Source organism: Brevundimonas aurantiaca, from assembly GCF_904830995.1.
Classification (GTDB): domain Bacteria; phylum Pseudomonadota; class Alphaproteobacteria; order Caulobacterales; family Caulobacteraceae; genus Brevundimonas; species Brevundimonas aurantiaca.
In genome coordinates, this window is sequence record NZ_CAJGVD010000001.1 from 742,749 (window position 1) to 757,915 (window position 15,167).

The following is a 15,167-nucleotide window of genomic DNA, read 5'->3' on the forward strand; positions in this document are numbered from 1 at the left end:
TGATCAATACAACGCACGGGGTCGGCGGGATCACATTCTCTTGGAGGAGACACGATGTTCGCGAAATCACGCAAGGCGCGCCTGCTGGCCGCCGCCCTCAGCGTCACGGCTGTCCTATTGCCCAGCGTCGCCGCAGCCTGGAAGCCGACGTCCCACGTCTATTTCGCCGAAATCGCGGTGAACGACGCGCTCGACGACGGCTATGTGGAAATCCCCGTCCTAGGAACCGGCGAGGTTCGGCGATACAAGGTTGCGGACGACACACTGATCGCGTTGAGGGCCGGTCGGGCGCAGTATCGCGCCGGCGTGCTTGGGCCGGACGCCTACCCTGACATCCTCACGGGCCAACAGGTCATCCATCCGGACGGCGAGGAAAGCGGCGTCTCGCACGGCTCGGACGCCTGGCTCGAGCACGTCTGGAACAGCTTCGGCGACGATCCGCTGCAACGCGCCTTCCGCCTGGGCTTCCTGACCCACGCGGCGGGCGACACCTATGGCCACACCTTCATCAATCAGTTTTCCGGCGCCCCCTTCACCTTGAACCCGCCGGACAATGCGATCCGCCACATCGTCCTCGAAGGCTATATCGACAAGCGCCTGCCGGGCTCAGCCTTGACCGGCGACTTCTTCACCGCCAGCGTGGCGGGGGTCGACGGACGCATCTATCAGGCGATGGTCGACGCGCGTCCCGGCTCCGCCCTGGACCGGTTGCTGCCCAGCGCCAGCAGCAGCACCAACTATTCGGTGCCGCGCCTGTTCTCGACCCTGCGCGCATCGCTCGACGCCGACATTCGGGCCTATTACGACCACAAGGCCGACCTTCAGCGCCGCATCGACAACTGCCGCTGGAACGACTTCAGCTGTTCGGCGGTCCTGCTGACGGCGGAGCTGGCCGGCTATGTGGCGCTCAATGCGGCGCCGGTCACCTACAAGGAATACTGGCGCGACGACATCGACGAAGGCCTGCGGCTCTGGCCCCAGGTCAGTCATCAGGTGGCGGAGGCTTTGTTCTTCAACGCCGAGCGCAAGACCGACACCGAGAAGGCCGACCGCATCCTCAGCGACTATGCGACCCGACATCTGCTTTCGATGGCGGGAGCGCCGAGCTTCATCGGTCTGACCGCTGCGGCGATCGGCGACATCATCGACGCCGTGACGCCCGACTGGCTGCTGGCGCCGATCCGTGCGCTGAAAGCGGAGCTGCTGGACACCCTTCTGAAGGCGGCCACCGGCATGACGAAGGCCCAGTTGCAGGCCTATCTCACCCGGCCCGACCGGTATTTCGATCAGGTGATGACAAGCGGGAACGGCGAACACATCACCCTGGCGCGCTTCAACCGCGACTATCTGCAGATCAGCGACACCGGCTACGACAATCCGTCTGAATCGTTCGACTATCGCAACCTTCCGGCCGCTTACAACACGGTCGTCGCCAGCAAGCTCGTGCTGTTGCCGCCGGCCGAGATCGACCGCTTGATCCGGGATCTGGGCGGGTCTCGCCGCCTCGAGCGGCCCAATGTCATGCTCGGCTTCGCCCATACGCTCGACGGCTCCGTCCAATGGCGCAGCGGCATGGTGCTCGCCGCCGAGTGCGACGTTTACCGCCGGGTCTTCAAGCCGCTGCCGCGCGACGAGGTCTGCTGATTTCAGAAGACCCGCGACGATCATCCGCTCGACCCCATCGGTCGAGCGGCCCTGCGACCTGGACCTCTACGGTCGTATGGAACTGACAGCCTTTCCGCCGCAGAGGCCCAAGGCGACGGAGAAGGCGGCGGCTACATGTCCGGCGCGCGCGCGCCGTCCGATGCGAACTCCCGCGCCAGCGCCAGCAGCAGCCCTCGACGAGCCGGCGGCGTCTTCTGAAATGCTTTCAAGAGTTCCCGCCGCTCTCGGACATCTCTGTCGTCCTCCTCACTGACGGGGCGGAACGTCTGCGGTGGAAGAAAGGCGACGATCGGGAGTTTGAGCGCGTCCGCGATACGAACCATCGTGGAGACCGATACCCGGCTCGCCGCCCGTTCGTATTTCTGAATCTGCTGAAAGGTGACCCCGATCGCCGCGCCGAGCCGAGACTGCGTCAGGCCGGAGGCCATCCGCTCCTCGCGGATGCGCGCGCCGATGTAGACGTTCAATGGGTCGGTGGTCTCTGAACCGGACGTCATGGGGATTTCCGAAGCGTCTGCGCCCTTTGCCGCTCGGATCACATATAGTCAAGCTTGGTAGGCGCGCAACCGGGGCGCCGCGTCGCGTCCGCAAGCGCCCCCATCAGCGCGGCCGGCTCGGCCGCGGCGCCCCGCCGGGGTCAGAAGTACTCTATGCCTTCAGGCGTGCACCAGCCGACGTGCTCTTGACTGTGGAAGGCGGTCTGCTGGCCGCTGGTGAACTCGCTGTTCCCGGCCCAGATCGGCGTCCCCCAGCCGCCGTAGCAGACGCCGTAGTTTCGACCGACCTCCGTCGTCTTGGAGGCGTCGCTGTAATAGACGACGTCGTAAAGCGCCACGCGATTGCCGCCGATAATCTGGGCGGAGGAGGCCGTCGAGGTCAGGGAGGCGACGCCCAGCGTGACGGCCGCGATGACCGAAAGTCTTAGCGAAGGTTTCATCTCACTCTCCATCGCCTTCGGACGTGAAGGCCTGGAGAATGGGGACACCCATCAGTTGCAGAGTCAAGCCCTAAAGCTTTACGGTTCAGCGATAACGCCTACCCATAACGCGCCTGTGAGTTGCATTCCCAGGCAAGAGCGCGCGCCCTATGCGGCGCACGCGATCGGCGTGCATAGGGAGACAAAGCCAATGAATATCCGTGTGAAACCCGTTCTTGTCGGCGCTGCTTTGATCGCTGCAGCCTCCGTCACCGCCGCCTCCGCCCAAGTCGATCTGACGGCCTACCACTATGTCTACTATGCCGACGCGGCCAAGACCGAATACCTCGGCGAAGTGTCCGATCGCGGGTGCGGAGGATGGGGCGGCAACGTCTATGTGCTGCGCGCCAATGTGCCCTCCCCCTACTATGACGCGACGCCCATCTATGTCTGCGGCGGCCAGGGGCCGGAGCTTCCTCAGGACTGGTGACCCCGACGGACGGCCCCGACCGTTTAAGGTCGGGGCTTGCGGTCGTTTGCCGGCCCGCGGCGACCTCGCATCCGGGCCGGCGTCATGATGGCGGCTACCATCCGTAGGTAAACCGCAGTTCGGCGCCATGGCTGACGCTGGCGTCGCCCAACTGGCCACGATACCCCAAGCCGAGCAGCAGACGATCCGACACCTGCCAATCCGCCCCAAGGTCGAGCTTGAGCGCATTGCGCGACCAGGCGTCCAACGGCACCAGATAGGACGGACTGGCCGCCCAGTCGGCGTAGCGGACCGTCTGGCGTCCCACCTCTTCAAGCTCATGCGACCATTCGAGACGGGCGGAGGCGGTTATGACGCCGGCGCTGCGGGTGTCGGCGACCCATCGCAAGGCCGCGCCGAGGTTGGTGGACAGACTGCTCTGATCGACGCCGTCCCAAACCAGGGCCGCATAGCCCCCGCCGGTTTCGGTAAAGCCGTCCAGAGTGATCTCCCGCGCGTCGATGCGGGCGTAAAGGTCCGTCGTTACCCGGTCGGAGCGCCGCAGCCGCCCGAACGCCGCCGAGGCGAAGAGGGCCTCCCCCGAGCGCTCGGACGCCGCATAGCCGTTTGGCTGGCCGGCCAGTCCCGAAACCCAGCGACGGGCGTCGAAGTCCAGGTCAGAGACGCCCGCGACGCCGTCGACATACAGCCCCCGGGTCGGGCGCCAGCTTCCATAGAGGGCGGCGCTGAACGCCGAGCCGTTGGAGACCGTGCCGTTGTCGCCGACCTTGGTCCGATCCTCGCCGTAACCAAGGCCGCCGCCGACGACCAGCCCGTCCGCGATCTGGTAGTCCAGCCCCACGGTCACGCCTTGGGTCGTGAAGCGATAGTCCCGCTGTCCCGCCGCGTCCTGCCGTCCCCAGTCAATGGAGCCGGCCGTCCAGAACCCGACAGACCCCACACCCTGCGAGCCTTTTGGAGCGGCCGAGAGGGTATTGGAGCGAGGCGTGGAGGCCGCCGCTTCGAGGGCGTCGCCGCCGACCCCGGTCTCGAGACCGAGCGCATCGCGGCTCCGGTCGTTCAGGGCGCCCGGGTCGATGGGATCGCGCGCGCCCAGAGCCTGCCGAAGCGCCTGCCGCGGATCATTGTCCCTGTCGGCCAAGCCGCCCAGGCCGAAGTTGAGGCTCAAGCCGTTGGATGATCCGTTCGTCCCGCTACGGAGGGCCTGTAGGCGTCGCTGGAAGTTGTTCAGCTGAACGTCGGCGAACCGTCGGGCCGACGTGACCTGCGCGGTGGCGACGCCGCGCACCTCCGGATCCAGTCCCGGATCAGGTCGGCCTTCGACGGTGACGGTCAGGACGCCGTTGGTCGAACCCGCAGCATTGGTCAGGCTGAAGGTGATCACGGCCTCTCCGGTGAAGTCCGTCGCCGGCGTGAAGGTGAGGCTCCGCTCCCCGGCGACCGTGGTCAACGTCGCCGATCCGGCTGTGGTCGGAGCGACGGACACCACGGCGGCGCCGATGAAGGGTCCACCTGTCGTATCGTCAATCCGAACGGTCACGGGGACGCCTTGAAGCGTGGCGGCGGTCAAGGCTTGTTCACCGGGGACGGCCAAGGCCGCCAGACTGACCTCGCCCGGCGCCGATGCGCCGAAGGGCAGGTCGATCACATAGGCCAGCGACGCGACGCCGGCCGCCGCAGACACCGTCTCCAGCGACCGCAAGCTCGAATTGGCGGCGGCGGGGGTGAAGACGATGGTCAGGCCCTCGACGACGGCGGAGCCGGAGGTCGGGGGGCGTGTGATGCGCAAGCCGTTGAACGGGCCGCCGACCAAGCCTGTGGTCGGGGTGATCGTCACGGGCGCGCCGGGCCGGGTCGTCAAGGCGAAGTCGGGCGCCTTGCCCGCGACCTGGATCACGAAGGCAGCGGGCGCCGAGTCTCCGCCCGGTCCAGTGGCGACGACCGACACGGTTTCCGTCCCGAGGAAGTTGGCGGCGGGCGTGTAGGTCAGCACCCAGGGATCGGCGGCGGAGCCGTCGCCGGAGATGGCGGCGACGCCGTTCTGCGGCGGAGCGTCGACCCGGTAGCCCGTGACGACGCCGCTGCTGTTCGGCGCCAGCGGCACCTTGACCGGCTGAGGTCCGCTCCCGCTCGGCGGCGGCGGTGCGACAGGCGCAGCGGGCGGCGTCACGACAGGAGCCGCAGGGGCTTCGACGATCAAGCTGACGGTCGCCGGCGCAGAGGCGCCGCCCGGACCCGTGGCGACATAGGTGAAGCTGTCGGCGCCAGAGTAGTCTGCGGTCGGCCTATAGGTGACGACTTCGCCCGACACCGTCGCGGCGCCGTGCGCCGGGGCCGTCGCGATCGCGATGGAGGTCCGCACGCCGCTGATCGAGCCGGACAGATCGACGGCCGTCCCAGCACTGTTGAACGCGACCGTCACGCCGACGCGATCCGAGGCGACCGGCGCCGCTGGAACCGCGACCGTCAAGGAAACCGTCGCCGTGTTCGACACTCCGCCTGCGCCGACCGCCTGATAGGTCAGGCTGTCCGGGCCGAAATAGCCGGATGTCGGCACATAGGTGAGGACGTCGCCGGCGACGGTCACGGCGCCGTGCGCGGGCGCGGTGACGATCACGACCGAGCCATGGGCGCCGCCGGTGATGGCGCTGGACAGGTCAATGGCGGATCCGGGGCTGTTGAAGGGCACAGCCACCCCAGTCACATCCGCCGCGATCGGAGCAGCCGCTGTGACTGCAAAGCTCTGCTGCACGCGCGCCGCCGCTGTCCAGTTCGCGTCTCCCGCCTGATCGGCGTTGATCACGCAGGTTCCCGGTCCGGTGAAGGTCACGGCGGCGCCGGCCAGGGCGCACCCTGTGCTGGCGGCGTCCAGACTGAAGGACACGTTCAATCCCGAGGTCGCGACAGCCGTGACCGTATAGACCGATCCAGGAACCGTGGCGGCCGGCGCGGTGGAGGTGAAGCTGATGGTCTGGGTCCCCTTGGTGATGGTCCCCGAGACCGTCGCCCCGGTCGCCGTGGCCGGCGTCCCCTGGCTGTCGGTCGCCTGGATCGCATAGGCGAAGGCGCCCGCCGTCGTCGGCGTGCCCGTCACTGCGCCGGTCGCGGTGTTCAAGTTGACGCCCGCCGGCAGGGCGCCGGAGGCCAGGGCGTAGACATAGGGCGCTGTTCCGCCCGAGGCCGGGTTCGACTGGCTGAAGGCGCCGCCCACGCTCGTGCCCGTCGCCGCGCCCGGCGTCACCGACAGGGTCGCCGCCGTGACGGTGAAGCTGCGCTGAACCTGGGTCGCCGCATTCCAGTTGGCGTCGCCCGCCTGGTCGGCGTTCAGGGTGCAGGTCCCAGGGCTAAGAAGGGTGACGCTGGTTCCCGACACGATGCAGACCCCGGTCGTGGCCGAGGTGAAGGCCACCGCCAGGCCCGAGCTGCTGGTCGCCGACACCGTCAGCGGCGAGGCCGACAGGGAGGCGTCCGCCAGGGCCGCGAAGCTGATGGTCTGGGTCCCCTTGGCGATGGTCCCCGAGACCGTGGCCCCGATCGCCGTGGCCGGCGTCCCCTGGCTGTCGGTCGCCTGGATCGCATAGGCGAAGGCGCCCGCCGTCGTCGGCGTGCCCGTCACTGCGCCGGTCGCGGTGTTCAAGTTGACGCCCGCCGGCAGGGCGCCGGAGGCCAGGGCGTAGACATAGGGCGCTGTTCCGCCCGAGGCCGGGTTCGACTGGCTGAAGGCGCCGCCCACGCTCGTGCCCGTCGCCGCGCCCGGCGTCACCGACAGGGTCGCCGCCGTGACGGTGAAGCTGCGCTGAACCTGGGTCGCCGCATTCCAGTTGGCGTCGCCCGCCTGGTCGGCGTTCAGGGTGCAGGTCCCAGGGCTAAGAAGGGTGACGCTGGTTCCCGACACAGTGCAGACCCCGGTCGTAGCCGAGGTGAAGGCCACCGCCAGGCCCGAGCTGCTGGTCGCCGAGACCGTCAGCGGCGAGGCCGACAGGGAGGCGTCCGCCAGGGCCGCGAAGCTGATGGTCTGGGTCCCCTTGGTGATGGTCTCCGAGACCGTCGCCCCGGTCGCCGTGGCCGGCGTCCCCTGGCTGTCGGTCGCCTGGATCGCATAGGCGAAGGCGCCCGCCGTCGTCGGCGTGCCCGTCACTGCGCCGGTCGCGGTGTTCAAGTTGACGCCCGCCGGCAGGGCGCCGGAGGCCAGGGCGTAGACATAGGGCGCTGTTCCGCCCGAGGCCGGGTTCGACTGGCTGAAGGCGCCGCCCACGCTCGTGCCCGTCGCCGCGCCCGGCGTCACCGACAGGGTCGCCGCCGTGACGGTGAAGCTGCGCTGAACCTGGGTCGCCGCATCCCAGTTGGCGTCGCCCGCCTGGTCGGCGTTCAGGGTGCAGGTCCCAGGGCTAAGAAGGGTGACGCTGGTTCCCGACACGATGCAGACCCCGGTCGTGGCCGAGGTGAAGGCCACCGCCAGGCCCGAGCTGCTGGTCGCCGACACCGTCAGCGGCGAGGCCGACAGGGAGGCGTCCGCCAGGGCCGCGAAGCTGATGGTCTGGGTCCCCTTGGCGATGGTCCCCGAGACCGTGGCCCCGGTCGCCGTGGCCGGCGTCCCCTGGCTGTCGGTCGCCTGGATCGCATAGGCGAAGGCGCCCGCCGTCGTCGGCGTGCCCGTCACTGCGCCGGTCGCGGTGTTCAAGTTGACGCCCGCCGGCAGGGCGCCGGAGGCCAGGGCGTAGACATAGGGCGCCGTCCCGCCCGAGGCCGGGTTCGCCTGGCTGAAGGCGCCGCCCACGCTCGTGCCCGTCGCAGCGCCCGGCGTCACCGACAGGGTTGGAATATAGCTATAGGCGTTGACGGCTGTAGCGGTCCCGCCGGCCGTGGTCACGGCGACCCCGACCGATCCCGCGCCCGCCGGCACGGTGGCGGTGATCGAGGTGGCGGTATTGGCGGTGATGGTCGCCGCGTTTCCGCCGAAGGTGACGGCGCTCGCATTGGTCAGATTGGTTCCGGTCAGGGTGACCGTGGTCCCTCCGGTCTCGGGACCTGTGTTCGGCGAGACCCCGTTGATCGTCGGAGCGGCCGCATAGGCGTAGCCGCTGACGGCGGTCGCCACGCCGCCGGCCGTGGTGACGGCGACATCGACGATGCCCGCCCCCGCCGGGGCGGTGACGGTGATGGAGGTGGCGGTGTTGGCCGTGATCGTGCCGGCGACGCCGCCGAAGGCGACGCCCGTAGCGCTTGACAGGTTCGTTCCGGTTACGGTCACACTGGTCCCACCGGCGGTAGGGCCCGCGGCGGGCGATACGGAAGTGATGGTCGGCGCCGCCACATAAACAAAGGCGTTGCTGAGTGTCCCCGTCCCGCCCGGCGTCGTCACCGAAACCGACACGGTTCCCGCCGAACCTGCGGGAGAAACCGCCGTGATCTGCGTGGCGCTGTTCACGACGACACCCGTGGCGGGCGATCCGCCGAAGGAGACGGCGGTCGCGCCGGTAAAGGCCGTTCCCTGGATCACAACGCTCGTTCCGCCCGCCGTCGGGCCCGAGTTCGGTGTGACGCCGGTCGTGGTGGGCGACGCGACATAGGTATAGGCGTTCGTGGACGTCACGCTCTGACCGTCGGCCGTGGTGACGACGATGTCCACCGATCCCGCCGCATGCGCCGGCGTGGTGAAGGTTATGGAGGTCGATGATTCCGCAGAGGGGGTGGCGGAAACGCCGCCGATCACGACCGAATTGCCGCTGCTGCTGAACCCGGTTCCGGAGAGGGTGACGCTCGTACCGCCGGCGGTCGATCCGCTGCCGGGCGAGACGCTTGTTATCGCAGGCGGCGAAGAGACCGATGCGACCGCGCTATAGGTGTTGTTCGTATCGCGCCCTGTGGATGCTGAGCCCTGAGCGATGTCGAACGTGCCGCTGTAGGATTGGTTGGCGCTATACTGGCTTTGCGCCGAAGCCCCCGTGGACAGCACGCCCGACCCCGACAGCGTGACCGTCGTCTGACCCGCCACGGGCGTGAAAAACACATAGCTGCTGCCTGACGGCCGCGTCAGGCTCGATCCGTCGTTGAAGGTGAAGGTCCAGCCGGTCGTGAGCAGGGCGCGGTTGTTCGTGCCGGCCCCGTTCAGGATGTTCCCTTCGAAGCGCGGGCTGGAGGCCAGGGTGGACGTCGCGCAGGCGTAGACGAGCGATTCAGGATCCGAATCCGCAGCAATCTTGAATACGGCGTACGCCGCGCCGTCGCCGGGCACGCGAAGAAGATTCAGTTGACCCGAACCACTGAAGTTCGAATCCGAGCGCGAGGCGGACGCGGTGATCGTGCACACGGACTGGGCGCGGGCCGAGCCGCTGCTGAACGCCAAAAGAAGGAGCGCGAGCAGGCCGACGCCGAATGCGGCGAGCAGGCGCGCAGCCTCGCGGGGCCCACGCCCGACAAACGATTTACCCAAAGCCCACCCCTACCCAAAACTCACGCCTAAGCTGTGCGCCCCTGGCAGGGCCCTCAGCTCGACGCCCTGCGGTATTGCCCCGCTAAGGACACTACCCTACGTATCACTGAGATATGGCGGCGGCGACTCATTAATTTCGAATTCGCCTTTTATGACGCTAAAACTGTTACTTCCGTCAAAACTGCTACGCTACACTTGGTTGTGTCATTTGCTAAATTCGGCGAGTTGCAGAAAAAATACTTGCGGTTTTTGAGGCCCGCCCCCCATGCTGCCGGTCTGCCGACGAGGCGGCTCTCGAGCCGCAACACTCGTTTTCCGCGAACCGAGGGACGCCGCATGTCGACTGTTTTCTTGGGCCAGATCATGATGACTGGCTTCAACTATGCGCAGCGCGGGTTCGCGCGCTGCGACGGCGCCATCCTCAGCATCGCGCAGAACAACGCCCTCTACGCCCTGCTCGGCGTCACCTACGGCGGTGACGGAGTCACCACCTTCAAACTGCCGGATCTGCGGGGACGCACGCCGGTCGGCGGCTTCCCCTCACAGAACCCCAGCTGGCAGCCCGCGCCCTATGGGATGGGTCAGGTCGGCGGGGTTGAGACGGTGTCTTTGAGGGCGGATCAGAACGGCCCGCACACGCACGCGATGATGGCGACCACAGCCGAAGGCGTCAGTCCCTATCTCGACGGCGCCCAGACGCTGGCGCAAGCCTCCGCACCGGGCATGCTCTACGGCCAGCCGCAAAACCTGATCCCCCTCGCCGGCAATCCGACGTCGATCGCCGGCGGCGGTCAGCCGCACGACAACATGCAGCCTTTTCAGGTCATCAACTTCAACATCGCCCTGCAGGGGGTCTTCCCCTCGCGCAACTGACCGTCCGCCGCCGACGCGCAGCAAGATCGGACTGAGCCGCCCAGGCGGACATCATCGAGGATGTAAAATGAGCGAATGCTACGTTGGAGAAATCCGCCTCCTGCCCTACATGCGCGGCGCGCCCGAGGGCTGGCACGTCTGCGACGGATCGCTGTTGCCCATCGCGGAGTATGACGCCCTGTTCGCCCTTCTGGGCACGACTTACGGCGGCAATGGACAGCAGACGTTCGGGATTCCGGATCTCAGAAGCCGGGTGCCCGTGCACCAGGGGACCGGCCCCGGCCTTTCGAACCGTCCGATCGGGATGACCGCCGGTGAGGAGTCCGTCCAGCTGACGTCGCTCCAGATGGGCCCGCACGTCCACACGCCGATGGCGTCGACGGCTGTGGCGACAAGCAATTCGCCGGCCGGCGCCGTGCTCGCCGCCCTGCCGGCGGATATAGCCGAGACCTTCTACAATCCGCAGCCCGGCGACGGCGCCCCCGTGGCCTTTCCCCAGACCACCCTCGGCGTCGCCGGCGGCTCTCAACCGCACGACAACACCGCCCCCACCCTGGCGCTTCAGTACTGCATCGCCCTCCTCGGCTACTACCCCTCCCCTCCCTCGTGACTTCGCTCGACCCCATCAGAACGCAAGGACTTCTCAATGTCTGAACCCTTCATCGGCGAAGTGCAGATTTTCGGCTTCCCGTTTGCGCCGTACGGCTGGGCCCTCGCCGCCGGACAGCTCGTCCCCATCCGGCAGCAATCGGCGCTGTTCTCATTGTACGGCATCCAGTTCGGCGGTGACGGCGTCAACACCTTCGGTCTGCCTAACCTGGCCAGCCGCCAAGCCTGCGGAGCCGGCCAATCGCCGGGCAACAGCCGTCGCCCTATGGGCCAGGCCTTCGGCGCTCCGACCGTCGCCCTGACGGCGGCTGAAACCCCCATGCACAACCATGCGATCAGCGAGTTCGAGCCGTCTGACCCCTCTGTGCTGACGGCGGCGCCGACGCCTGCGTCAGCCATCGGCATTGTGGGCAATTCAGGCTTCAACGCCTTCGCCGCCGTCGGCGCGTCGGGAACCATGATGAACCCCAACGCCATCGGCCTGTCGGGGTCGGGCGCGCCGCACGAGAACCTTCAGCCCTATCTCGGCCTGACCTATGCAGTCGCCCTTACGGGAAACTATCCCTACTTTGACTGAAACGACGCCCGCGCCGTTTCCTGCGGCCGGCAAGCCGCTGGAGCGCCGCGGGCTGTCGCGGTTGAGACTGAGACTGCGTCCCGCAGCCGAGGCCGATCTGCCCTTTCTCAGGGCGCTTTATGGAACGACCCGCTCATCAGAAGTCGCCGCCGCCGGATGGCCGCCGGTTCTGGCGGAGGCGTTTCTCGTCAGTCAGTTCGATCTCCAGCATCGCCATTTCGTGGGCGAACGGTTGGCGACGGACTTCTGGATCATCGAGCAGGCAGGCGTGGACGTCGGCCGGCTTTATCTGAATCGATCCAGCTCGACCTGGCGCGTGATCGATCTGGCCCTGTTGCCCGAAGCACAAGGCCGAGGCCTAGGCGGGGCCCTGCTGCGGATCGTGCAGGCGGAAGCGCGCGCTCACGGCGCCGACGCGCTTGATCTCCATGTCCTGAAAACCAATCGACGGGCCGCAGCCCTCTACGGCCGCCTCGGCTTCGTTTTGACCGCCGAAGAGTCCGCAAGCCACGACCGGATGATCTGGCCGATCAGTTGAAGACCGCTTGATAAAGCACGCCCGCCGGATCGCGCCCGATCGGCACTAGGAAGATCGACAACCTGCCCAAGGTCGCATTGCTAAGGCTGTACATCTTCTGCGGCAGAACGATCGCCGAAGTCCCGCGGAAGACCAGGGAGAAGGGCTGCGGGTTCAGACCAGTGGCAGGTAAAGGGGCAACCTCCACCAGTGTGAGCGGCATCGTGGCCTCGCCCACAGACAGATCGAACGCCTCATGGGCCACCCCAGCAAAGCTTTGAAGACTAGGCATTAAACATTTCTCCCACGCCACCTTCACCCGCGCTGCGCGAACTGGCAAGCGGAATGGCGACTGTTTGGGGCATATCACCTCCTCGCGCCGAGATTTCGCCTGCTAGCTGGAGCCCGCCGCCGGGACTTTGCGCAGCTGCCCCCTGGCGCGTCGCCCGTCGCACCCCCCGCGGCTCGACTATTCGGCGTCTGCCGGGCTCCAAGGCAGGGTCGGAAGTCTGCAACTTCAGCGTCCTTGGCAAGGACCGAATGGACACCCAATTGAGAGCGCCCAGCTCGAGCGCCTCAGCCTCGGATTGACTCTCGCGCTATTTACGCGATTGTAGATAGTCAATCAGCGCGTGTAGAGGAGGTATCGATGCTGAGAACTACGCTCATGGCGGCCGCAGCCGCATCCATGATCAGCCTTGTTTCGGCGGAACAGGCTCAGGCGGGCACCTTCTATCTGCCGCCCCCCGGGGTGACGGGGCCGGCGACCGGGACCATCACCTTCCAAACCTTCATAGGACCGGTCACCTGCTCGGTGCGATCGAGTTGGCGGATGCAGAGCGGTGCGCCGTGGTTGGGCACGTCAACCCTGACGGGACCGAACTGCTTCCTGGTGACCCTGAATGGGTTTGGAAGTCTGGTCGCTCCCACGCCGTCCACCCTGCCGTCGGGGATTAACAGCCAGGTGATCCTGAACTGGAGTGTGTCAGGAGGATCCACCTGCATGTCCTCCATGTCGCCCGGAATCTTCGACAATCCGACTTCGACCGTCAGTTTCACGGGGTCTGGGGTGAGTTGCGTCGCCTCGGGAACCTTGACGTTTCCAGGGCTGACGCTTCTTCCTTAGGCGCGTCGAGCAAGTCGTCGCTGGCCGCCAAGCTCGAGAAGGCGGGTCCTGTCGTGTCAGGCAAGCCCCAGCGACGCGCGCGCAAGAAGCGAAAAACTCGGCAGTCTTATGCCCCCTCGACGATGTTCAGCGTCGTGACGGTCCCCTGAAAAATGCGTCTGGAGCGCATGTTGCAGCTTGTAGAACTCTGCCAACCGATAGCGGTCCGCATGGCTGGCTCGTCCTTTTAGTCGCCATCATTACTGGGTGTGCGGTCTACTGAGCCAGAGAAGAGCGTAAGCCAAATCGTCGTATTGCGATTGCCTCGCACTCGCGGGAAGGCGGTCGCCGACCAGTCGCGCCGCATTCGACGCCAAGGCCGAACGGCTGGTCTCTCGATACGATAGCTATGAACCTCTACCCGGCGTTCACCTGGACGGGCGCCGATCTCTCGGCGAGAACCTCGCAGATTTGGTCGGGGTGACCCTGGCGCTTGATGCGCTCCGGCTGCATGCGGCGGAGACCGGGATGGACATGAACGCCCGGTTGGACGGCTTCGCCGCAGAGCAGCGCTTCTTTCTGGGATGGGCGCAGTTCTGGCGCACACAGACAACTGAAGACGCCCTGAGGCGTCAGTCTCAGAACAGCTACCACTCGCCGGCGCGTTACCGCGTCAACGGCGTCGTCCGCAATCTCGACGCCTGGTACGCGGCATTCGATGTCGGGCCGGACGCGGCTCTGTATCTACCACCAGACGAAAGAGTGGTGGTTTGGTAGCGCCTCGGATTCACGATCAGAACTCGGCGCTTGCGAAAAGCGTATGCGCCCAACGTCGCCTTTGAGTCACGCCGCGTCATCCAGCCTGACCCCGGCTGATTAGAACTCATCCAGAGGCAATCCGAAAGGTGGGTACAGACGTGCGAACAATTCAAGATTGTGGCTTATGACGTTGTTTTAATTTATTTAACCTACAAAGCGGACACTGCTTCCGCCGGCGCCCCGTCAGGCCGGATCCGTTCGCCCCAGATGCGCCTGCCCTCGCCTTCGGGCCAACTCGATCTGTCTTTGCCGCTCGGCATAGCGCAGCCTCTGGGCGTCGTCGCGCGTGTCCCTGCAACGGTCGCAACAGACGCCTTCGATGAAATGGGGCGAGGCCCGCCCCGCCGCATCCATAGGCATGCGGCAGCCCCGGCAGAGCGTGTGCTCGCCCCGGACCAGACCATGTCCGACTGACACCCGCTCGTCAAAAACGAAACAGTCGCCCCGCCACAGGCTGTCGGCGGGATCGACCTCTTCCAGATAGCGCAGGACGCCGCCTTCCAGATGGTGGACGTTCTCCACCCCTTCCGCTTTCAGAAAGGCGGTCGACTTTTCGCAACGAATGCCGCCGGTGCAGTACATCGCGACCCGCTGCGGCTTGCGTTCGTCCAGCAGCGCCCGGCCTTCCGTGCGGAACCAGTCGGGAAAGTCGCGGAAGCTGCCGGTGTTCGGCTGCACCGCCCCCTCGAAAGCGCCGATCTCGCCCTCATAGTCATTGCGGGTGTCGATGACCAAGGTGGTCGGATCAGCGATCAGGGCGTTCCAGTCCTGAGGCGCCACATAGACCCCCGCCTGGCGCGCGGGGTCGAGATCGGGCTGACCCATGGTCACGATCTCGCGTTTGATGCGGACCTTCATCCGGAGGAAGGGCGCCTCCCCCGTCCAGGCGTATTTGACGTCCAGATCGGCGAACCCCGGCAAGGCGCGGATCTCACCCAGCACCGCCTCAATCCCCGCCTCCGGCCCGGCGATCGTGCCGTTCAGCCCCTCGGTCGCGACCAGAAGCGTGCCCTTGACGCCGTACGCGTCGCAGACCGCCTGAAGCCGGTCCCGCACCAGGACAAGCTTGCTCTCCCCTATCGGCGCAAACCGATACAGGGCGGCGATTCGAATCTGAGGAGAGGCGAAAGCGGGGTCTGTCATCGAGAAAGCTCTGATCGCCG

12 protein-coding genes and 1 pseudogene are annotated in these 15,167 nt (G+C 66.7%); 7 read left to right on the forward strand and 6 right to left on the reverse strand.

The features are described from left to right. The first annotated feature begins 54 nt into the window (after positions 1 to 54). A complete protein-coding gene (locus JMT67_RS03695; protein WP_201462723.1) occupies positions 55 to 1,644 on the forward strand; it encodes a hypothetical protein in 1,590 nt (529 codons plus the stop codon). A 131-nt stretch (positions 1,645 to 1,775) separates the two neighbouring features. Here the strand turns inward: JMT67_RS03695 and JMT67_RS03700 are convergent, their stop codons facing one another. Continuing rightward, positions 1,776 to 2,132 (reverse strand): helix-turn-helix domain-containing protein, encoded by a 357-nt coding sequence (locus JMT67_RS03700; protein WP_183217270.1) that lies wholly within the window; start codon positions 2,130 to 2,132, stop codon positions 1,776 to 1,778. Positions 2,133 to 2,302: 170 nt separating this feature from the next. Continuing rightward, positions 2,303 to 2,602 (reverse strand): hypothetical protein, encoded by a 300-nt coding sequence (locus tag JMT67_RS03705; protein ID WP_183217272.1) that lies wholly within the window; start codon positions 2,600 to 2,602, stop codon positions 2,303 to 2,305. A 202-nt stretch (positions 2,603 to 2,804) separates the two neighbouring features. Here JMT67_RS03705 and JMT67_RS03710 point away from each other — a divergent pair, with 202 nt between their 5' ends. Next, a complete protein-coding gene (locus JMT67_RS03710) occupies positions 2,805 to 3,071 on the forward strand; it encodes a hypothetical protein (RefSeq protein WP_201462724.1) in 267 nt (88 codons plus the stop codon). 94 nt (positions 3,072 to 3,165) lie between these two features. Here the strand turns inward: JMT67_RS03710 and JMT67_RS03715 are convergent, their stop codons facing one another. Beyond that, complete coding sequence (locus JMT67_RS03715) at positions 3,166 to 9,504, reverse strand: IPT/TIG domain-containing protein (protein ID WP_201462725.1); 6,339 nt, start codon at positions 9,502 to 9,504, stop codon at positions 3,166 to 3,168. A gap of 336 nt (positions 9,505 to 9,840) precedes the next feature. Here JMT67_RS03715 and JMT67_RS03720 point away from each other — a divergent pair, with 336 nt between their 5' ends. The 4 genes from JMT67_RS03720 (at position 9,841) to JMT67_RS03735 (ending at position 12,101) form a co-directional block, all read left to right on the forward strand. Continuing rightward, the gene (locus JMT67_RS03720) at positions 9,841 to 10,377 is read left to right on the forward strand and encodes a phage tail protein (protein ID WP_182713117.1); all 537 of its coding nucleotides are present in this window, start codon (positions 9,841 to 9,843) and stop codon (positions 10,375 to 10,377) included. 67 nt (positions 10,378 to 10,444) lie between these two features. Then, the gene (locus JMT67_RS03725) at positions 10,445 to 10,987 is read left to right on the forward strand and encodes a phage tail protein (RefSeq protein WP_183217284.1); all 543 of its coding nucleotides are present in this window, start codon (positions 10,445 to 10,447) and stop codon (positions 10,985 to 10,987) included. Positions 10,988 to 11,023: 36 nt separating this feature from the next. Then, entirely contained in the window at positions 11,024 to 11,563 is a 540-nt protein-coding gene (locus tag JMT67_RS03730; protein WP_182713119.1) for a phage tail protein, read from the forward strand. Continuing rightward, complete coding sequence (locus JMT67_RS03735) at positions 11,556 to 12,101, forward strand: GNAT family N-acetyltransferase (protein ID WP_182713120.1); 546 nt, start codon at positions 11,556 to 11,558, stop codon at positions 12,099 to 12,101. Before JMT67_RS03730 ends, JMT67_RS03735 begins: the two co-directional genes overlap by 8 nt. On the opposite strand, the gene JMT67_RS03740 is transcribed toward JMT67_RS03735, so the two are convergent. Both JMT67_RS03740 and JMT67_RS03745 read right to left on the reverse strand, forming a co-directional pair. Next, positions 12,094 to 12,372: a DUF6916 family protein gene (locus JMT67_RS03740; RefSeq protein WP_183217286.1), complete on the reverse strand. Its 279-nt coding sequence runs from the start codon at positions 12,370 to 12,372 to the stop codon at positions 12,094 to 12,096. The genes JMT67_RS03735 and JMT67_RS03740 overlap by 8 nt on opposite strands. Positions 12,373 to 12,812: 440 nt before the next feature. Continuing rightward, entirely contained in the window at positions 12,813 to 13,139 is a 327-nt protein-coding gene (locus tag JMT67_RS03745) for a hypothetical protein (protein ID WP_201462726.1), read from the reverse strand. A gap of 394 nt (positions 13,140 to 13,533) precedes the next feature. On the opposite strand from JMT67_RS03745, the pseudogene JMT67_RS03750 reads away from it, so the two are divergent. Beyond that, a pseudogene (locus JMT67_RS03750) lies at positions 13,534 to 13,962 on the forward strand (M13-type metalloendopeptidase); the annotation flags it as partial. Between the two features lie 225 nt (positions 13,963 to 14,187). On the opposite strand, the gene trhO reads toward JMT67_RS03750, so the two are convergent. Next, positions 14,188 to 15,147 (reverse strand): oxygen-dependent tRNA uridine(34) hydroxylase TrhO, encoded by a 960-nt coding sequence (gene trhO, locus JMT67_RS03755; RefSeq protein WP_201462727.1) that lies wholly within the window; start codon positions 15,145 to 15,147, stop codon positions 14,188 to 14,190. Positions 15,148 to 15,167: the final 20 nt, after the last annotated feature.